The organism is Loigolactobacillus binensis (genome assembly GCF_005405165.1).
Taxonomy (GTDB): domain Bacteria; phylum Bacillota; class Bacilli; order Lactobacillales; family Lactobacillaceae; genus Loigolactobacillus; species Loigolactobacillus binensis.
In genome coordinates this window covers 23,150-43,652 of sequence record NZ_BJDN01000012.1, presented here as the reverse complement: position 1 = coordinate 43,652, position 20,503 = coordinate 23,150, and the positions used below count along the sequence as shown (strand labels likewise).

Genomic DNA, 20,503 nt, shown 5'->3' with positions numbered 1-20,503 from the left:
AAACAAGAAGAAAAGGGCGAATATTCTTGAAATTAGTAACGGATTATCAAAATAAAAAGGTATTGGTGTTAGGTTTAGCCAAAAGTGGTTTTCATGCAGCTAAGTTATTGGCAAAGTTAGGTGCTTTGGTCACCGTCAATGATAAAAAGGATTTTGACCAGAATCCGGATGCACAGTCATTATTAGCGGCAGGTATCCGGGTGATCACCGGTAGTCATCCTTTAGCTTTATTAGATGAGGATTTTAAATTGATGGTTAAAAACCCAGGTATTCCGTATACCAATCCCTTAGTTCAAAAGGCACAAGCTAAAGGGATTCCGATCATTACTGAACCTGAATTAGCCTATGAGATCTCCGAAGCCCCGCTGATCGGCGTCACGGGAACCAATGGTAAAACGACGACAACAACGATGATCGCGCACATGCTGAATCAACAACGGTCTGCGGGTAAGGCTTATGTTGCTGGTAACATTGGCGTACCGGCAACGGAAGTGGCCCAAAAAGTCACCCCTCAAGATGTGATGGTCACGGAGCTTTCCAGCTTTATGTTATTGGGGATCACTAAGCTACGGCCACACATTGCGGTATTAACTAATATATATACGGCCCACATTGACTATCACGGTAGCCGGGCCAATTATATTAAGGCTAAAATGCGGATCACTATGAATCAAACGCAAGCTGATTATTTTGTGGTCAATTGGGATCAGGCCGAATGGCGGGAATTAAGTCAGCAGTCGCCGGCGCAAGTGGTTCCATTTTCACGGCAAGGGTTGAGTACCGCCGGTGCTTACGTTAAGGATGGCCAATTCTGTTATCGGGATGAAGTTTTGATGCCGACTAGCGAATTAAATGTTCCCGGTGAGCATAATGTGGAAAATGCATTAGCGGCCATTGCCGTGGCTAAATTGGCTGGTAAAAGTAACGCTGCGATCTGCGAGGTCTTGCGGACGTTTACTGGGGTCAAGCACCGGTTACAATTTGTGACTGAATGGCAGGGCCGGCGCTTCTACAACGATTCCAAGGCAACTGATATTGAGGCAACCGAAATGGCTTTGAAGGGCTTTAAAGCACCAGTGATCTTATTAGCTGGTGGGTTAGATCGCGGCTTCACCTTTGAACGTTTGGAACCAGCCTTAAAGGCCCACGTCAAAAGTATGCTACTTTTCGGTGAAACGGCCCAGTTATTGGCAGCGGCTGGTAAGGCTGCAGGTATCAAGGACATCAAGTTAGTTGAAAATGTGGCGGCGGCTTTGCCATTGGCCTATGCACAAAGTCAGCCTGGTGACGTGATCTTACTTTCACCGGCGAATGCCAGTTGGGATCAATACCCGAACTTTGAAGTTCGCGGCCAAATTTTTATTGACGGGGTAACAGCTTTGACCAAAGGAAATGGAGCGAACTAATTGTTATGCGTGTAATCTTTTCAGGCGGTGGCACTGGTGGCCACATTTATCCAGCCTTGGCAGTACTTGAACGTTTAAAAGAACGACAACTATTGGATGAGGTTTTGTATATTGGTACAGAAAAAGGGTTGGAAAGTCGAATCATTCGTCAGAAGCAGATTCCCTTTAAAGCGATCGAATTGCAAGGCTTTAAGCGGTCGTTATCGTTAGACAATCTCAAAACGATTCGGCTTTTTATCCAAAGTACACGGCGAGCAAAACGTATTTTACGTGATTTTAAACCGGATGTTGTTGTGGGCACCGGCGGCTATGTTTCTAGTGCCGTGCTTTTTGCGGCTACGCGGTTACATATTCCGACGGTGATCAACGAACAAAATAGTGTTGCCGGGATCACTAATCGGTTTTTAGGCCGTTTTGTTGATCGGATCTCGATCGCCTTTCCGGAAGTTGCTAGTCAATTTCCCGAACAAAAGGTGGTTTTGACCGGTAATCCGCGGGCCCAACAAGTTGCTGGCATGCAATCCAATCAGCGCTTAACTGATTTTAACTTGCAGGCCAAGGTGCCGACTTTGCTGATCTTTGGTGGTAGTCGTGGTGCGGAACGAATCAACGCCGCATTTTTAGCGGCTTTACCAGAATTGAATCAAAAAAGTTATCAAGTTTTGTTTGTTTCTGGACGAGTCCATTATCAAAAGATCCAGACGGCTTTGCAAGGTCAAACGGTGGCCGCCAATGTTGCGGTCGTACCATATATCAATGATATGCCAACTGTTTTACCTGATGTTGCGGTAATTCTTGGTCGGGCAGGGGCAACTTCATTGGCGGAGATCACCGCCTTAGGAATCCCATCAATTTTAGTGCCTAGTCCTTATGTGACCAATGATCACCAAACCAAAAACGCACAAAGTTTGGTCAGTCATCACGCGGCTGAAATGATCACGGAAGCGCAGTTGACGGGAACGACCCTACTTAAAGTGACCGATCAGTTGATGCTGGATCCTGCGCGTCGCCAAGCCATGGGTGAACAAGCACGACAATTAGGGGTTCCGGATGCTGCAGATCGCTTGATCAAAGTGATGCAAACAATCAGTCATTAAATTTGAGTAAAGGAGTTACGCGGATGGCAAAGAAATGGTTTAAGCGTTCACCTAAGACCCCACCAGTTAAAAACCCGGCGTCCGCGTTGACCCCTTGGGAAGCTTATCAGCAGCAACAAAAGCAAGCCCAGACGGCTGATAAAGCACAACGTGAGCCCACCATTGAACATAAGTTACCGCGACTTAAAGCGTTACGGCACAAACATTTAATGCGTCGCCTAGCGTTTTTATTAACGATTTTAGGGTTGATCTTATTGATTGCGGGTTACTTTGTTTCGCCGTTAAGTAAGGTCAAATTGTTAAGCGTGACTACGGATCATCAAAGTGTGCTTAGTGAACAAACTGTGATCGACGCCAGTGGGATTAAAACCACTGATACGTTGGTCGGTGTTTTGCTACAACAACATACGATCACCAAGCGTTTGCAGGCACGTGAACCTAAGATCAAGGCGGCCACTGTGGCGGTTCATGGTCTGCGTAATGTTGAATTGCAGATCAAAACGTATAAAACAGTCGGGCTGTTGATGCGTGGAGAACGCTACTACCCGATTTTAGCCAATGGAACGATCGCCAAGGATAGTCTGACCCAGCCAACGAATAATTATTCGGTTTACAGTCAGTTTAAAACGGGGAATAAGCTCCAACAGATGATCAAGCAGTATCGGCGCTTACCGGCCACGGTGCGGAATGGTATTTCAGAAATCAAATTTGCGCCAACTAAAATAAATCCGCAGCGCGTTCATCTCTATATGAACGATGGCAATCAGGTTTATGCAACGATTGCTACTTTTGCTAAAAAGATGCAGTATTATCCAAGTATTGCTAAAGAAATGAAGAAAAAGGGAACGGTTAATCTTGAAGTTGGCGCCTATTCCTACCCATTTTAAAATTAAAAATTTCTCAAGTTATGTGAAAACGTGTTTAACCTTAATGATAAGGCTTTTAAAACCAACTTTGAGTGTGTTAAAATCTAGTCATATAGTGTATTTAAAAATTAAGTGAAAAAAATTGTTTCAAGGAGGTTCCACCGCTTATGGGAAACACAGGCATATACGTTGGGCTTGATATTGGAACCACCTCAATAAAGGTTATTGTCGCGGAATACGTTAAAGGGCAAATGAATGTTATTGGAGTGGGGAGTGAGCGTTCTGAAGGTTTAAGCCGTGGTGTCGTGGTCGATATTGATAAGGCGGTTGCGGCAATTCAAAAGGCTGTCCGACAGGCTGAGCAAAAGGCGAACATTGAAATTCATAAAGTGACTGCAGGTATTCCCGCTAATTTGCTTGAGATCGCGCCCTGTCAGGGCATGATCGCAGTGGCTGATGAATCTAAAGAGATCAATGATAGTGATGTTAAAAACGTTGCGGCTGCGGCATTAGTTCGCAATTTACCGCCAGAACGTGAAATCTTGACGATCATTCCAGATGAATTTATTGTTGATGGTTTTGATGGCATCAAAGATCCGCGCGGCATGATCGGGGTGCGTTTGGAAATGCACGGTATTGTGTTGACCGCTCCCAAGACGGTGATTCACAATATGCAAAAATGTATTGAACGGGCCGGTCTAGTTTTAGATGAATTAGTTGTGAACCCGTTAAGCCTAGGTAAATTAGCTTTAACCGATGGTGAGCAAGATTTCGGCACAGTTTTAATTGATTTAGGTGGCGGTCAGAGTACAGCGGCAGTCATTCACGATCATAAATTAAAATATACTTACGTGGACCAAGAAGGCGGCGATTATATCACCAAGGATATTTCCGTCGTATTGAATACATCTTTTGACAGTGCTGAAAAGGTCAAGCGTGATTACGGTTATGCTGACTCATTGCAAGCTTCTTCGGAAGAGAATTTTCCAATTGAAGTGGTGGGTAAGGATGTACCGGTGAAGGTCAATGAAAAATATCTCGCTGAGATTATCGAGGCAAGATTGACCCAAATCTTTGAAAAAATGAACCAATCCTTGCGCAAGGTAGGTGCCTTTGACTTACCTGGCGGGATCGTCATGACTGGTGGGGTGACGGCCTTGCCAGGGATTGTTGAATTGGCTAGTGATATTTTTGACCATAACGTTAAATTATTTATTCCGGATGCCATGGGTCTGCGGCACCCATCATTTACACAAGCACTCAGTTTGATCAGCTATACCGCTAATTTAAGTGAAGTTGAGCTTATTGTCCAAAGTACTCTAAAAGGTAACTACACCGCAAAAGCCACGAAAAAAGTTATTAAAACTGATAGTGAGCAGTTCCGACCAGCAAACGATCAGCCAACCACGCAAAATGAAGCGTCGGAACCAAAGAAAGAACGTTTCGCCAGTATCAAGAAGTTTATCAGCAATTTCTTTGAATAATGGCACTATCAGATTATTAGGAGGATACAAGTTATGGAATTTTCATTAGACTCAACACAAAATACTGGCGCGGTCATTAAAGTGATTGGTGTCGGCGGTGCTGGCGGTAACGCCGTTAACCGAATGATTGCTGAAGACGTTAAAGGTGTCGAATTTATCGTGGCTAACACGGACGTTCAGGCGTTGGACAGTTCAGATGCAGAAACTAAAATTCAATTAGGGGCTAAGTTGACCCGCGGCCTAGGTGCGGGGGCCACACCCGAAATTGGCCAGAAAGCGGCTGAAGAAAGCGAAGAGGCAATTGCCGAAGCGCTTAAAGGTGCAGATATGATCTTTGTCACCGCTGGAATGGGTGGTGGTACCGGGACCGGTGCTGCCCCAATTATTGCTAAGACAGCAAAAGATCTTGGCGCACTGACCGTTGGGGTTGTGACCCGGCCATTTAGTTTTGAAGGCCCGCGGCGTGCTAAAAATGCGGCGGAAGGTATTGCCGAAATGAAAACTCACGTGGACACTTTAGTCATTATTTCCAATAATCGTTTATTAGAAGTCGTCGATAAGAAGACCCCAATGTTAGAAGCCTTCCAAGAAGCCGATAATGTGTTACGGCAAGGGGTTCAAGGAATCTCTGATCTGATCACTTCACCGGGTTACGTTAACTTGGATTTTGCCGACGTTAAAACGGTGATGCAAAATCAAGGTTCTGCTTTAATGGGTATTGGTTCGGCAACAGGTGAAAACCGCACCGCTGAGGCAACTAAGAAAGCCATTTCGTCACCATTATTGGAGACTTCCATTGATGGCGCTGAACAAGTGTTATTAAATATTACTGGTGGACCTGATCTCTCCTTGTTTGAAGCACAAGATGCTTCGGACATCGTTTCCCAGGCGGCAACTAGTGATGTTAATATTATTTTCGGAACGTCGATCAATGAAAGCCTTGGTGACGAGGTGATCGTTACCGTTATTGCTACCGGCATCGATGACGATAAGAAAACGCAAAATATTCGGCGGGGCGTGAACAATCAGCCTAAAACTGGCCGTAACTTTGAAACCGCCCGTCAAACTGAAGCGGCACCAAGTTCTGCGGCCAGCAACCCCCGGCAGACCGCTGCTAATAAGCGTAATGATGATCCTTTCGGTAATTGGGATATTCGGCAGGAACCAAGCCAGCGGCAAACATCAGAAAAAGATAATAACTTTGCTAAGACTGAGAAACCTGATTTTGATATTTTCCAACGCACCGATACTGACAGTGGTGACGACAGCGATGACGGCTTAGATAAGCCACCATTTTTCCGGCGGCGGCGTAATTAATTACCGGAGTAGTGTAAAATGATTATTTTACTAGCATAGTCAATAAATTTAAGCTAATTGGATTTAAAAAGCGCGATGACTGCTGCAAAAATGGCCACTGACGTTGGTTTCTGGTAACGTCTGCAATGACGGTTCATTAGTTTTTGCTGTGGAACCACTATTTTTGCGGCACATCTAACTTAAGCTTATCTATAGGAGGCGGCACAATGACGATTGCAGAAAATGTTCAACATGTTCAGCAAACGATCACGGCCGCATGTGCAGCCGCTGGTCGAACGGATACCGTGACTTTGGTGGCAGTGACTAAATATCATACGGTTGCTGAAGCGCAGGCTGTCGCGGCCACTGGTTTGGTTAACTTAGCTGAAAATCGACCGGAGGGGCTGGCGGAAAAACAGGCCGCACTAACGGCACCAGAGTTACAATGGCATTTTATTGGTAATTTACAAAAACGTAAAGTTAAGCAAGTTATCAATAAAATTGCGTATCTACATTCGTTGGATCGGTTAAGTTTAGCTACAGAAATTGAAAAGCGCGCTTTGCGGCCAATTGATTGTTTTGTTGAGGTCAATGTTTCTGGCGAAGCTTCTAAATCAGGTCTGAGCTTAGCAGAAGTCGAGCCGTTTATTAAATCACTGGCCGATTTTACTAAAATTCATGTGGTCGGCTTGATGACCATGGCACCGATCGACGCCGATGAAACGGCCTTACACGGCTTATTTAAGCAATTACGCTTGAAGCGTGATGCGATCGCCCAACTTAGGTTGCCTTATGCACCATGTCATGAATTAAGCATGGGGATGACGCGGGATTATCGAATCGCAGTTTTAGAGGGAGCAACTTTTGTCCGGGTCGGAACTGCGTTATTTCGCTAAAAACGCCTAAATAAAGTTATTGTGATATTTAACAATAATCTGTCGCATAATAAGCTTCAAAGTAAGGAGGTCAGAAAATGGCATTTGGTAAATTGAATTTAAGTAAATTTTTTGGTATGAGTGATGATGATGAATTTTATACCGAACCGACGACACAAGAAAAGAAGCCAAGTGAACAACCGCAACCGACTAACCGGCCCGTTAATTCAGCTAAAGCACCGCAATTTCGGGGAACACCTGCCAACAGTCAGAAGGTGGTTGCACTGAATGCAACACCTAGCAAGGCCAGTAAAATCGTGATCTTTGAACCACGAATTTATTCCGATGTGAAAGAAGCCGCCACCCACTTACTGAACAGTCGCGCAGTCGTTTTGAGTTTCAATCGAATCGATCAGGCACAGGCCAAACGGATCGTTGATTTCTTGACGGGGACTGTTTTTGCCATTAATGGTGACATTGAACGTATCGGTGATGACATTTTCCTATGCACTCCGGCTAATTTTGAAATTGATGGCAATCTTTCCGATATTCTTCGTAAAGACGGTTTAGGCTAGGCACCGTTTGAAAGGCAACTTTTAGTCAATCGACCGTTTCGCTATTAGGTTGATCAGAAAGTTGGCCCCGTTGCAACTAACACTTTAGGTAGAAAAATTAATGGCAGGGAGGTCATGCGTTGCTTACAGTAGTCAGCACTATCTTTTATATTTTAAATCGTTTGATCGACTTGTATATGTTTGTACTGGTGATCTACGTTTTAATGTCATGGTTCCCCAATGCCTATCAAACTAAGCTTGGTCAGCTTTTGGGACGACTCAGTGAACCGTATTTAAATATTTTTTACCGGCTGATCCCACCGATCGCTGGTTTAAGTTTTGCACCAATGGTGGCGATCTTAGTTCTAGGGATGGCGCAATATGGGTTAGCTTTTCTTGCCCAACTTATTTTCAATTTGATCCTTTAAGGCAAGCATTGGGACTGTGGGTTTAAATAAAAGGAGGATAGCTAATATGGACGAGAATATTTATCAGCATTTTCGCAAAGCGGAAGCGCCGTTTATTGACCAAGTTGCTGGTTGGCTTCAAGATGTTAGCGATCAGTACCGCCCATATTTAACCGATTTTTTAGATCCGCGGCAACAGTACATTGTTGAAGCGTTAGTCGGTGAAAAAGGGGAGCAACATTATCGCTTTGAAGGTGGCTATTTAGCCGCTGAACGGAAGCGGGCATTATTGTATCCGGCTTATTTTGAACCGACGCAAGATGACTTTGCGATTCAATTGTTTGAAATTCATTATCCCACTAAGTTTTCCAAGCTATCCCACGGGAAAATTTTGGGAACCCTGGTAAATGCAGGTATCAAGCGCGACATGTTTGGTGATATTATGACTGATGGTGAGCGTTGGCAATTTTTCGTTACGGCGAGTATGGCCGACTATATTCAGGCACAGATCACTAAAATTGGCCGGGTGGGTGTGCGCTTAGAGGCCAAGGATTATACTGATCTTTTGGTGCCTAAGGACGCTTGGGCCTTGGAGCACACCACCACCAGTTCGTTACGCGTTGATAGCTTGATTTCCAGTGTTTACAATATTTCGCGCCAGCGTTCGAAAGAATTGGTGGAAAATGGTAAAATAAAATTAAATTGGCAAGTTTTCGAGCGGCCCGATTTTGAATTAGGTTTACGCGACATCATTTCGATACGTGGTTATGGCCGAATCCAGCTACGTGAGATCGAAGGTAAGACCAAGAAAGACAAGTACCGCTTATTACTTGGTGTTTTAAGAAAATAGTTTTTTGGAGGGATTCATATGGCATTAACCCCGTTGGATATTCACAACAAGGAATTTAACGTAAAAATGCGTGGTTACGATCAAGATCAGGTCAACGATTTTCTTGATCAAATTATTAAGGATTATGAAGCGGTTTTAAAGCAAAAAGATGATCTACAAACTGCTTTGAAAGCAAGTGAAGAAAAAGTCACTTACTTTAATCAACTGAAGGATGCATTGAACCAGTCAATCATCGTCGCGCAAGAAGCAGCTGACAAGGTCAAAACTAATGCACAAAAAGAAGCCGAGATCATTAGCCAGGAAGCACAAAAGAATACGCAGAATCTGTTAAATGAAGCGACTGAGAAATCTAACCGGATTTTAGCCGACGCCTCGCAAAAGGCTAAACAGATCACAATCGAAACCGAGGACCTGAAGAAACAAACACGGGTTTTCCGGCAACGATTACAAGTGATGTTGGAATCACAATTGGAAATTGTCCGCAGCAAAGATTGGGATGAATTATTGGCCCATGATGATGGTTCACAAGATGAAGCGATTCAAAAAATCTTACAACAGCGGCTTGACAATTCTGAAGCAAGTAGCGTAAACTCAAACCAATCAGCGGCAACGCCAGCAGCTAGCCAAGCTAGTGCCAATGGTGCAACTGATGCGGCCGTTACGCAAACTGAAAGTGATGCACCAGGGGAAACGATGATTATTTTCCCAGATAACACCAGTGAAGCAGCCGGGGTTGGTGACCAACCAGCAATTGAACCAGATTCTCAAAATTCTGATAAATAATCACAAAGAACAGTAAACTAATTGTTACCACAACAGCGAGTCAACGTTTGGTGGAAGGTTGACAGTGCACTAACGGTTAGTGGATCATCTTTGGTTTGATGCAACAGTGAACTAGTAGTAAGTGTTGCCGGCTTTGTAGTCGTTATAACTGCAATTCAAGGGAGTGCATTTGTGTACTCTAAAGCTGGGTGGTACCACGACGACTTCGTCCCAATTAGGGATGAAGTCTTTTTTATTTGCGTAACTGGTTTAAGAATTTAAGTCAATCATTGATAAAAGGGAGAGATGTTGATGCGTGTTAAAGATACTTTGAACTTAGGTAAAACTAAGTTCCCGATGCGCGGTAATTTGCCAGTCCGCGAAGCTGAATGGCAAAAAGCGTGGGCGGAAAATGGTTTGTATGAACAACGGCAAAAATTAAATGAGGGTAAGCCAACTTTTGTCTTACATGATGGCCCTCCATACGCCAATGGGAATATCCATATTGGTCATGCGTTAAATAAGATCAGTAAGGATATTATTGTCCGTTTCAAATCGATGTCAGGTTTCCGGGCACCTTATGTTCCTGGTTGGGATACCCATGGGCTACCAATTGAACAACAATTAACGAAACAAGGTTATGATCGTAAAAAAATGTCAATTTCCGAATTTCGTGCTTTATGTCATAAATACGCGCTGGAACAAGTTGACAAGCAAAGAACTGACTTTAAACGTTTAGGCGTGTCGGCTGACTGGGACCGTCCTTATTTAACCTTAGCACCAGAATTTGAGGCGCGGGAAGTGCGTGTCTTTGGTGAAATGGCGAAGAAAGGTTATATTTATCGCGGCAACAAGCCGATCCACTGGTCACCGTCCTCCGAATCAGCTTTAGCTGAAGCAGAACTGGAATATAAGGATATTGAATCACCCTCTGCTTATTACGGTGAACAAGTTAAAGATGGCAAGGGTATTTTGGATACAGATACTTACTTTGTGGTTTGGACGACCACACCATGGACCATTCCAGCCAGTGAAGGGATCGTTGTTGAAGCTGAATATGATTATTCCGTTGTGCAACCGGCTGGTGAAGACCGCAAATTCGTGGTTGCTTCTGAATTGGTCAACACACTTGCTGAAAAAGCTGGTTGGCAAGACGTCAAAGTTCTTAAAACGCTTAAGGGTCAAGATATGGAATATATGACCGCACAACATCCGTTCTATCAAGATCGTGAATTACTCTTGATGTTAGGCGATTACGTCACGCTTGATTCAGGTACTGGTTTAGTCCATACCGCACCTGGTTTAGGTGACGATGACTTTAAGGTCGGTAAGAAATACGGTTTGGATATTTTATCACCAGTTGATGACCAAGGTCGTTTAACTGATGAAGCACCTGGATTTGAAGGTTTATTCTATGAAGACGCCAATAAACTTTCGATCAAAAAGGTGGAAGATGCTGGGTTGATGTTGAAGCAAGAACCTTATTTGCATAGTTACCCAATGGATTGGCGGACGAAAAAGCCCGTTATTTTCCGGTCAACACCGCAATGGTTTGCCTCAGTTGATGCCTTCCGTGATCAAATCTTAGCGGCGATCGAAAAAGTTTCCTTTACACCTGATTGGGGCAAAACCCGGCTTTATAACATGATCCGTGATCGTGGCGACTGGGTCATCTCACGGCAGCGGGTGTGGGGTGTGCCGTTACCAATTTTCTATGGTGAAGATGGTGAAGCGATCATCACACCAGAAACAATTGATCATGTGGCTGACTTATTTGCTAAATATGGTTCCAGTGTTTGGTTTGATCGTGAAGCTAAGGATTTACTACCAGAAGGGTTTACTAATGAACATTCACCAAATGGTCAGTTCACTAAAGAAACTGACATTATGGATGTTTGGTTTGATTCTGGTTCGTCACATCAAGGTGTTTTAGCTGAACGTGATTACTTAACTTATCCGGCTGATCTTTACTTAGAAGGTTCTGATCAGTATCGTGGCTGGTTCAATTCTAGTTTGATCACTAGTGTCGCGGTTTCTGGTGCGGCACCATACAAGCAGATCTTGTCTCAAGGCTTCACGATGGACAAAGATGGTCATAAGATGAGTAAATCATTAGGTAACACGATCGCACCAAGTAAGATCATCAAACAAATGGGGGCTGAGATCCTGCGTTTGTGGGTCGCAACGGTTGATTCCTCGGCCGATGTTCGGGTTTCGATGGAAGGCTTCAAGCAGGTTTCTGATAGCTATCGTAAGATTCGTAACACGTTACGCTTCTTGTTGGCTAATACCACGGATTTTGATCCGGCAACGGATGCCCTTGATTATAACGACCTACAGTCAGTGGATAAATATTTAATGATCCGCTTGAATCAAGTCAAGGCAGCGTCCTTAGCAGCCTATGAAAAATATGATTTTGCGACGGTTTATAAACAGGTCAGCAACTTCATTACCGTTGATCTTTCAGCCTTTTATTTAGACTTTGCTAAAGACATCGTGTACATTGAAGCGGCTGCTGATCCTAAACGGCGGGCAATGCAGACAGTGATGTACAATGTTTTAGTTGATTTGACTAAATTATTGACGCCAATTTTACCGCATACTACTGAAGAGGTTTGGGGCTTCTTGCACGAACCAGAAGATTACGTGCAATTGGCCGAAATGCCAGCGGTCGATCACTTTGATGATGAAACCGAGTTACAAGAATTATGGACCAACTTCATGGACCTGCGTTCTGATGTTTTGAAGGCATTAGAAGAAGCGCGGGATGCTAAAGTGATCGGTAAGTCATTGGAAGCTAAGGTGACTTTGTACCCTAACGCAACCGTTAAAACGTTGTTAAATGCGTTGGATGCTAACGTGATGCAGATCTTGATCGTCTCTGATCTTGAAGTGGCAGATGCAGCTAGTGCGCCAGCGGATGCAACTGACTTCGGTGACGTTAAAGTCGTTGTTGAACATGCGGTCGGTGAAGTTTGCCCACGTTGCCGGATGACGAAAACTGATGTTGGTGTAGATCCTAAGTTACCAAAATTCTGTGGTCGTTGTGCTAAGATCGTAGAAGAACATTTTCCTGAAGCGGTAGTTGCAGGATTTGATGATTAACAATCAACTTAAAGCGTTTAAAATCCAGTTGGATTTTAAACGCTTTTTTCTAACTATTAGTAAGTATAGGCGTAGTTTTTTTTTCTCATCTGTGCTACACTAGATTTTAATTTCAGTAAATAGATGCTTGTGTTTTAAAATTATTTGTAAATAGAGGTGGCGCGCCAATGGACGTTACATTGACCAAAGTACATGGTTCCGAGAATGCGTTTTTCATTCTTGATCAAACTAAATTAGCACATCGTTTAAGTGAAGCTGAGTTAAAACAGGTGACTCAACAAGTCACAGATCGTAAAACCGGCTTGGCTGGTGGCGCCGACGGTGTTTTATACGTTGATGATTCCGATCACCCCCAAGCAAGTGGCAAGATGCGGGTGATCAACGCTGATGGCAGTGAGGCATCAATGTGTGGCAACGGCATTCGCACAGTTGCCCGTTACCTTTCAGAGCAGAAACAACAAACTGACTTTAAAATTGAAACAATGTATGCGGATCTAAACGTGAAGCAGGCACAGGATCTCGCGCCACAAGTTAAAACTTTTCAGGCGGAAATTTCACCAGTCAGTTTTAAGGCTGAAGATCTAGGGATGCATATTGCCGATTTACCGGCGTTACACCACGTCAAAATTCCAGCATTATCAAAGCAACTTGCTTTTACAGCGGTGGCGGTGCCTAATCCACATTTGATCAGTTTTGTTGATCACGCCACATTGTTAGGCCCAGAATTAGGGCGGATCGCTGGTTATTTAAATGATGGCGCGAATCCGTATTTTCCGGACGGGGTCAACGTTAGTTTTGTCGAAATATTAGGCCCAGATCATATTTTTGTACGTACCTTTGAACGAGGCGTTGGTTTCACCAATGCTTGCGGGACCGGTATGTCGGCGGCCAGTTTAATTTACGTTTTGGAACAAGGCGGTCACTTTGAACAAACCATCACCGTACGTAACCCTGGCGGAATGGTCAAAACTTTAGTTCACGAAACGCCTGCAGCAACTTATTGGATGGAGCTGATCGGCAACGCAACCTTTGTTGGCACTGCCACGCTTAGTTTAGCGGCTTTATTAGCGGGTGACTTCAGTCAAACCCAATTCGTTAAAAGTGCAGAACAACCTGCATACCAAAATTTTGTTAACCGTTTAAATTAAATATAGTGACAAGCTATTTTGACTATATTATTCAATAAAATAAGGAGCTGCGATCTGAATCAGTTAGGTTGCAGCTCCATCTTTGTGAAATTTATGAATGAGGCGTAATCAATGGAAACAACAACGCAAAAGGCTAGCTTTCAAACCGATCCACAAGTCCAGAAAAATCGCTGGTGGATTTTGGTCGCAGTCGGCCTGTTCACTTTTATGTCAACGTTAGATGGTAGTATCGTTAATATTGCTTTACCAGTTATGAGTCGTGATTTGAAGATCCCCATGAATCAGGCGGAATGGGTCGTTTCGATCTATTTGATCGTGGTTTGTGCGCTTTTATTGTTGTTTGGTAAATTAGGCGACGTTTTAGGTAAGATTAAAATCTTTCGGATCGGTACTTTTTTCTTTGTTTTAGGCTCTCTATTATGTGGATTCAATCAAAGCTTGACTATGTTGCTATTAGCCCGGGGATTGCAGGCTTTTGGCGCGAGTATGACCATGAGTAATAACAACGGGATCATTACCGAAATTTTTCCAATTAACGAGCGGGGTAAAGCATTAGGTTTTATTGGCTCATTTGTCTCGTTGGGATCGATCGCCGGTCCAGGGATCGGTGGTTTGATTTTAGCAGTTTTACCTTGGGGATATATTTTTTGGTTGAATGTGCCGATCGGTATTTTAACTATGATTCTAGGTCATAAAATTTTGCCTAAAGATTTATCGATCAGTCGTAAGACAATTGATTTTACCGGCTTCATCATCTTTATGCTGCTGATCGTTAGTTTATTTGTTGGCGTGTTCTTAGGGCAGCAAATTGGGTTTACCCAGCCGTTGATCATCGGTTTATTTTTGGTCGCTTTAGTGATGCTGGCGGCTTTTATTTGGTACGAACCGCGGCAACAAGAACCGCTGATCTCATTTAAGTTATTCCGTAATTCGGCCTTTAGTTTAAGCCTGATCGCTGGCTTTTTGATTTTTGTCACTAACTTTTTCTTCAACGTGATCTCACCATTTTATTTAGAAAATGCACGGTCGATTTCACCATTGCTAGCCGGTTATATTCTAATGATGTTCCCGATTTTACAGGTCGTTGCTTCACCTTTGGCTGGTAGTCTGTCCGATCGCATTGGGCCAGAATTATTGACCTTTATTGGGTTGGTTTTGATTTCGTTAAGTCAATTAGGCTATTTTCTCACCGATTTAAATACGCCGATTTGGTTGTTTATGGCCTTTGTCGGTTTAGTTGGTTTAGGCAACGGTATTTTCCAAGCACCTAATAATACAATGGTGATGAGTTCGGTTACCGCTAAAGATCTAGGGATTGCTGGCGGGATCAACGCTTTGGCCCGTAATCTAGGGATGGTCTTTGGTATTTCTATTGCAACTACGGTACTTTACAGCGCGATGAGCCACGACTATGGTCAGCACGTGACTACTTATTTACCAAAACACCCGCAGGTATTTATTTACGGGATGCACGTTGCCTTTTTGGTGGCGTTAAGTGTTTGCCTGGTGGCCACGGTTTTAACCGGTGTGCGCTTATTTCGTAAACGGACTAGCGTTAGATCGTAAGTCGTCCCGGTGCTACTTGTAATTTGAACTAGAAGTTAGCCGTCAATTTTATGCCAGTTTTATTTTAAAGGCGATTCAGGCAATCAAAAAAGCCAGTAAGTAGGGCGACTACTTTGCTGGCTTTTTTGATGCTCTGCATAGACCGTTGTGTCTTACATGTAATTACCAATTATCGGTACACTCAAAGTGGGTGGCTGCCTATTACTTGGTATTTTGATTTTGCGTCAGTGCTAGCAGCTGATCCCGAAGATTATTTTCCATGTTACTCAGTTCTAGCTCAGCATTTTGCCGCTTTTCCCGGCCATCTTGTTGGATCTTTAAAGTTTCCTGCAAGGTTTCCACTAAATCATTTTGCGTTTTCTGTAACGTCTCAATATCGACTACACCGCGCTCATTTTCTTTGGCGGTTTCGATGGACGAGATCTTCAACATTTCGCTGTTTTTCTTTAGTAGATCATTGGTCGTTTCTGAAACTTGACGTTGTGCCGTCACCGCTTCTTTTTGCCGTAACAAGGTGAGGGCGATGGCCACTTGATTTTTCCAAAGCGGAATGGCAGTGTTGATTGATGCTTGGATCTTTTCCGCCAAAACTTGATTGGTATTTTGAATCAAACGAATTTGTGGGGCTTGTTGGATCGTGATCTCCCGGGCCAACTTCAAGTCGTAAACGCGCTTGTCTAACCGTTCTGCAAATTGATTGAGGTCATTGACTGTTTGTAGATCCATTTGACTGCCGCTGGTCTGCGCTTTTTGATTGGCCGCTGGGATCAGCTTGGTTTGTAGTTCCGTGCGTTTTAATTCACCTGCAGCGATAAAAATATTTAAAGCATCGAAATAGTCTTTATTTTTTTGATAAAGTTGCTCTAGTAGGCGATTATCGTTAAGTAGATTGTTTTTTTCTTTATCTAATTTAACCGCGATCGTATCGATCTGTGCGCCGATTTTTTGGTATTTAGCCTGAATTTCAAAAATTGATTTACGAACTTTACCAAACATCCGCTTAAAGAAATTACTGTCACCAGCCTGTAAATCTTCTGGACTAGCTTCATTTAGGCGAAACATTAAACCAGAAAGGGCATCACCGATTGCCCCTGTATCTTGACTTTGCACTTTGCTTAACATGCCTTGAGAAAATTCGCTAAGCTTAGTTTGCGCCTGAGCACCATAGGTCATCACCGATTGGGTGTCATTAACATCAATTTGTTGCGCCAATTTTTCGGCATCTGCGCGTTGTTCTGGGTCCAGCCGGTCGATCATCTGCTCAGGTTGCTGGCCGGTTGTAGCGGCAGTATTATTGACCACACTAGGTGCACTTTTGGTACTAAAAGGATCCTTTAATAGATCATCGAGAACTGCATTATCAGTTGCGGTCACATCTTTTTTTTCATTGTTATTCATCAGAATCTGACTCCTTTGACGCCTGGGATTTTTTGGCGGCCTTAGCTAAAGCAATATCAACATCAATAGCAGCAAAATCATCGGCCACCAACGTTTCGTAATCAGTGCGGAATTGTTGGGCAAGTTCGTTGATGGCCGCAGCACTTTGCTCCAGCACGGTGTAAGTATCTTTATCTTTAACTTCGTGCTGGTTGATCGCGATATATTTAGCGGTTAAATCCACCATTGTCGGTAAGTGGCGATAAAGAAAATCACTGGCTAAATGCAATTTCTGCGGGTGAGCGACAATCGTTTTAAAAGTTGCCCGACTGACTTTAACGGGTTCTGCATGCAGTTCAATTGCACGTAGTTTAGGTGCCTTTTGCATATTTTGATTCAGCTGATCGATTTGGTCCTTAGCCGTGTGCATCGTTTCCCGAAAAAACTGAATATCATCAGCGGACATTCCCGCGGCCTGGTAATGATCCAGCAACTCATGATCAATGTTTTTTAATTGTTGTGGCCGTTGGGAGTGCCGTATTTGCCACCAGCGGCTGATCCCGGTTATAAGCAGTGCACCTAATCCAGCGCTGAAATCACTAAAGTGTCCATCCATACAACCAGCAAAAATTAAATGTAACGCATAGAAGCTGGCAATAAAAATAAGGATACTGACCAGCCAATGACCGCGCTTAGAAATTCTTTTTTGCATTATTGTCAACTCCATTCAATGATGATTCGTTGTTCCTTTATTCTACCACAGACAAAATATGCGCAGCTAAGTCTTAGGTTTGATTTTATGCTAAATCAAACTACTGATTATTGCGAATGTATTTGAATTTCTAAATTATTACCGGTATCATAACCATAACGACGTAAAAGCTTTGCGGAAAGATGAAGGGATAGCTATGAAATTTGCCGAAAAAAGATTAAAAAATCAAGCTATTTATCATGGTGCGATCATTGATCTTGATTTAGAAACGGTGCTGTTGCCAAACGGAGAAACTGCCCAGCGGGAGATCGTTCATCATCCTGGGGCAGCAGCCGTTATGGCTTTGACGGCTGATCAGCGCATGGTCTTTATTGAACAATGGCGTGAGCCGCTGCAGCAGCTCACCTTGGAAATTCCTGCTGGTAAAATTGATGCCCGGGATGTGAATGCCGAAGCTGCGGCCTGGCGTGAACTAAATGAAGAAGCTGGTTATACTGCAACTGAATTGCGGCAGCAGGCTTCTTTCTTTTCCTCACCAGGTTTTGCTGATGAGCGGTTAACTTTGTATTTAGCTCAGAATATTCGGCCGGTGACCAAGCGTTTAGCTTTAGATGAGGATGAATTTTTAAAATTACACTTATTGACGTTAGCCCAAGCCCAAGCACAAGTTCAGGCAGGTAAGATTTGTGATGCCAAGACGTTGCTTGCTGTGCAGTTTTGGCAGACAATAATAAAGGATCGTGAGTAAATGCCTAAAGAAGAAAAACCTTTGAGTCGGGCGGCTTATCGTAAACAACAAGAACAACAGGCGCAGCAGGAACCGCCAACAACAAGTAGTTCGCGGCGTACTGCGCAGCAACCTGATGAACGGCGGCCAGAACGGCATCAACGTGAACACCAACCAGTAGAACCGGCAGCCAGCCCCAAATTAAAAAAGCGTTTGAATTGGGCGATCGGGATCGTGGTGGTTTTGATCGTATTAGTTTATTTGGTGTTGTTTTTTGTTTAAGGGCTATTTTAAGGCCTAACTATTTAGAAGATGAGGAGTTTGTTTAATGAAAATTGGAATTATTGGTGCAATGGAGGAAGAAATTCGCTTGTTGCAATCAAAAATGAGTGATCTGACCCAAGAAGAAATTGCCGGCGTTGATTTTTATCAAGGTACGATCAGTGGGCAGACGGTTATTTTAGTGCGTTCCGGAATTAGTAAAGTTCAAGCCGGGATGACAACCGGCCTGTTATTAGCCCGTTACACGCCGGACGTGGTTTTGAATACGGGCTCGGCTGGTGGCATCGGTTCAGGGTTAAAAATTGGTGACGTGGTCGTTTCCAGCGCAGTGGCGTACCACGATGTTGATGCCACTGCATTTGGTTATGCGCTAGGCCAATTACCGCAGCAACCAGCGCGGTTTAAGGCGGATGCGACTTGGGTAGCGCGAGTTCAAAAAGCATCCACCGCCGTCAACTTGGCCTCACGAACCGGCCTGATCGTTTCCGGTGATCAATTCATTGCTAGTCATGCTGCTAGTGCTGTGATCTTAAAGCATTTTCCTGACGCTTTAGCTAGTGAAATGGAAGGCGCTGCCATTGGCCAAGTTGCGACCCAATTCAAGGTGCCCTTTGTTGTGATTCGGGCAATGAGTGATGTTGGTGATGAAGAAGCCGGTGTGGTTTTTGATGATTTTGTGGTTGCTGCTGGGCAACACTCTGCAGACATGATTTTGGCGCTGTTAGCTGATTTAGCAGTGTAAGCGCAGCTAATCAGTTGCTTGTCTTGTAGACTGTGCTAAACTATTATTGCGACTTTTTACAAGAAGGGATCAATAAGATGACACACACTTATTTAGATAATGCGGCCACCACACCGATGGATCCGGCGGTGATCGCAGTGATGACCGAACAAATGCAGCAGAACTTTGGCAATGCGTCTAATATTCACTATTTCGGTCGTCAAGCGCGCCAGGTCTTGGATGCCAGTCGTAAAACGTTGGCAGAAAGCATCAACGCGCACGAAGATGAGCTCGTTTTTACTAGTGGCGGAACTGAAAGTGATAATACTGCGATTATGCAGACTGCGTTACAACGCCAAAATTTAGGCCACCATATTATTACCACGGCGATCGAGCACGAGGCAATTTTAAAGCCGTTACAGTTCTTAGAAACGCAGGGTTTTGAAGTCACTTATTTACCAGTGGATCAGCGCGGTTTGATTTCTATGGCCGATTTTAAGGCGGCTTTGCGTGAGGATACGATTTTAGTTTCGATTATGACCGGCAATAATGAAGTGGGGAGCCATATGCCGATTCATGAGATCGGGACACTTTTGGCGCAGCATCAGGCTTGGTTCCATACGGATGCTGTACAGGCATATGGATTATTGGATATTGATGTTCAGCGCGATCATATCGATTTATTGTCGGTTTCGGCCCATAAATTAAACGGTCCTAAGTTTTTAGGCTTTTTATATCGCCGACAGGGCATCAATTTTCCTAGTCTCATCAAAGGTGGCGATCAGGAAGATAAACGGCGTGCCGGCACGGAAAATATTCCGGCGATCGCTGGTTTTGCTAAAGCGGTCGAATTAGCAACTCCCGCAGAAAAAGCAGCGCGCCAGAAGAAATATGCCGGTTTTAAGCAACAATTATTGGCTGGCTTAACCGCGAATGGCATCGACTTTGCAGTTAATGGCCAATTAGACGCTAATAATTTGCAACACGTTTTAAATATCTGGATCAAGGGTATTTCCACCTACGTGCTACAAATGAACTTGGATCTTGCAGGGTTTGCGATTTCAGGTGGTTCTGCTTGTACCGCTGGCAGTCTAGAACCGTCGCACGTGTTGATGGCGATGTATGGTAAAGATAGCCCGCGAGTTGAAGAATCGATTCGGATCAGTTTCGGTAAAGATAATACTGCTGCTGACATCGACAATTTTGTGGCCGCATTGACGGCAATCGTCAAACGCGTTAAGCAAACGGCAAAAATTTAAGCAAACAAG

The 20,503-nt window shown here is 43.9% G+C and carries 18 protein-coding genes and 1 pseudogene; 17 read left to right on the top strand and 2 right to left on the bottom strand.

The window, feature by feature from the left end; all coding sequences use genetic code 11:
* Positions 1-26: 26 nt before the first annotated feature.
* From murD to FFM78_RS07030, 13 genes and pseudogenes are all read left to right on the top strand, one after another.
* Positions 27-1,406: a UDP-N-acetylmuramoyl-L-alanine--D-glutamate ligase gene (gene murD, locus FFM78_RS07090; protein WP_137637753.1), complete on the top strand. Its 1,380-nt coding sequence runs from the start codon at positions 27-29 to the stop codon at positions 1,404-1,406.
* Between the two features lie 5 nt (positions 1,407-1,411).
* Entirely contained in the window at positions 1,412-2,503 is a 1,092-nt protein-coding gene (gene murG, locus FFM78_RS07085; protein WP_137637752.1) for an undecaprenyldiphospho-muramoylpentapeptide beta-N-acetylglucosaminyltransferase, read from the top strand.
* A gap of 23 nt (positions 2,504-2,526) precedes the next feature.
* Entirely contained in the window at positions 2,527-3,390 is an 864-nt protein-coding gene (locus tag FFM78_RS07080; RefSeq protein ID WP_137637751.1) for a cell division protein FtsQ/DivIB, read from the top strand.
* Positions 3,391-3,536: 146 nt separating this feature from the next.
* On the top strand, positions 3,537-4,853 hold the full coding sequence (ftsA, locus tag FFM78_RS07075) for a cell division protein FtsA (RefSeq protein ID WP_137637750.1): 1,317 nt from the start codon (positions 3,537-3,539) through the stop codon (positions 4,851-4,853).
* Positions 4,854-4,886: 33 nt separating this feature from the next.
* Positions 4,887-5,844: pseudogene (gene ftsZ / locus FFM78_RS07070) on the top strand (cell division protein FtsZ); the annotation flags it as partial.
* A 532-nt stretch (positions 5,845-6,376) separates the two neighbouring features.
* The gene (locus tag FFM78_RS07065) at positions 6,377-7,045 is read left to right on the top strand and encodes a YggS family pyridoxal phosphate-dependent enzyme (protein ID WP_137637748.1); all 669 of its coding nucleotides are present in this window, start codon (positions 6,377-6,379) and stop codon (positions 7,043-7,045) included.
* Positions 7,046-7,122: 77 nt separating this feature from the next.
* A complete protein-coding gene (locus tag FFM78_RS07060) occupies positions 7,123-7,599 on the top strand; it encodes a cell division protein SepF (RefSeq protein WP_137637747.1) in 477 nt (158 codons plus the stop codon).
* Between the two features lie 119 nt (positions 7,600-7,718).
* On the top strand, positions 7,719-8,006 hold the full coding sequence (locus FFM78_RS07055; protein ID WP_263390748.1) for a YggT family protein: 288 nt from the start codon (positions 7,719-7,721) through the stop codon (positions 8,004-8,006).
* A 46-nt stretch (positions 8,007-8,052) separates the two neighbouring features.
* Positions 8,053-8,835, top strand: a complete 783-nt coding sequence (locus tag FFM78_RS07050; RefSeq protein ID WP_137637746.1) for a YlmH family RNA-binding protein — start codon at positions 8,053-8,055, stop codon at positions 8,833-8,835.
* A gap of 18 nt (positions 8,836-8,853) precedes the next feature.
* Complete coding sequence (locus tag FFM78_RS07045) at positions 8,854-9,618, top strand: DivIVA domain-containing protein (RefSeq protein WP_137637745.1); 765 nt, start codon at positions 8,854-8,856, stop codon at positions 9,616-9,618.
* 291 nt (positions 9,619-9,909) lie between these two features.
* Positions 9,910-12,702, top strand: coding sequence for an isoleucine--tRNA ligase (ileS, locus tag FFM78_RS07040; protein WP_137637744.1), 2,793 nt, complete (start codon positions 9,910-9,912; stop codon positions 12,700-12,702).
* Positions 12,703-12,869: 167 nt separating this feature from the next.
* Positions 12,870-13,850 (top strand): diaminopimelate epimerase, encoded by a 981-nt coding sequence (gene dapF, locus FFM78_RS07035; RefSeq protein WP_137637743.1) that lies wholly within the window; start codon positions 12,870-12,872, stop codon positions 13,848-13,850.
* A 111-nt stretch (positions 13,851-13,961) separates the two neighbouring features.
* A complete protein-coding gene (locus FFM78_RS07030; protein WP_137637742.1) occupies positions 13,962-15,416 on the top strand; it encodes an MFS transporter in 1,455 nt (484 codons plus the stop codon).
* A 201-nt stretch (positions 15,417-15,617) separates the two neighbouring features.
* On the opposite strand, the gene FFM78_RS07025 is transcribed toward FFM78_RS07030, so the two are convergent.
* Both FFM78_RS07025 and FFM78_RS07020 read right to left on the bottom strand, forming a co-directional pair.
* A complete protein-coding gene (locus tag FFM78_RS07025) occupies positions 15,618-16,814 on the bottom strand; it encodes a toxic anion resistance protein (protein WP_137637741.1) in 1,197 nt (398 codons plus the stop codon).
* On the bottom strand, positions 16,807-17,505 hold the full coding sequence (locus FFM78_RS07020) for a 5-bromo-4-chloroindolyl phosphate hydrolysis family protein (RefSeq protein WP_137637740.1): 699 nt from the start codon (positions 17,503-17,505) through the stop codon (positions 16,807-16,809). Before FFM78_RS07020 ends, FFM78_RS07025 begins: the two co-directional genes overlap by 8 nt.
* A gap of 196 nt (positions 17,506-17,701) precedes the next feature.
* On the opposite strand from FFM78_RS07020, the gene FFM78_RS07015 reads away from it, so the two are divergent.
* The 4 genes from FFM78_RS07015 to FFM78_RS07000 all read left to right on the top strand — a co-directional run bounded on the left by FFM78_RS07015 (position 17,702) and on the right by FFM78_RS07000 (position 20,494).
* Positions 17,702-18,253: an NUDIX hydrolase gene (locus tag FFM78_RS07015; RefSeq protein WP_137637739.1), complete on the top strand. Its 552-nt coding sequence runs from the start codon at positions 17,702-17,704 to the stop codon at positions 18,251-18,253.
* A complete protein-coding gene (locus tag FFM78_RS07010; RefSeq protein WP_137637738.1) occupies positions 18,254-18,514 on the top strand; it encodes a hypothetical protein in 261 nt (86 codons plus the stop codon). It begins immediately after the preceding gene.
* Positions 18,515-18,560: 46 nt separating this feature from the next.
* Positions 18,561-19,256 (top strand): 5'-methylthioadenosine/adenosylhomocysteine nucleosidase, encoded by a 696-nt coding sequence (locus tag FFM78_RS07005; protein WP_137637737.1) that lies wholly within the window; start codon positions 18,561-18,563, stop codon positions 19,254-19,256.
* Positions 19,257-19,333: 77 nt separating this feature from the next.
* On the top strand, positions 19,334-20,494 hold the full coding sequence (locus FFM78_RS07000) for a cysteine desulfurase family protein (RefSeq protein ID WP_137637736.1): 1,161 nt from the start codon (positions 19,334-19,336) through the stop codon (positions 20,492-20,494).
* Positions 20,495-20,503: the final 9 nt, after the last annotated feature.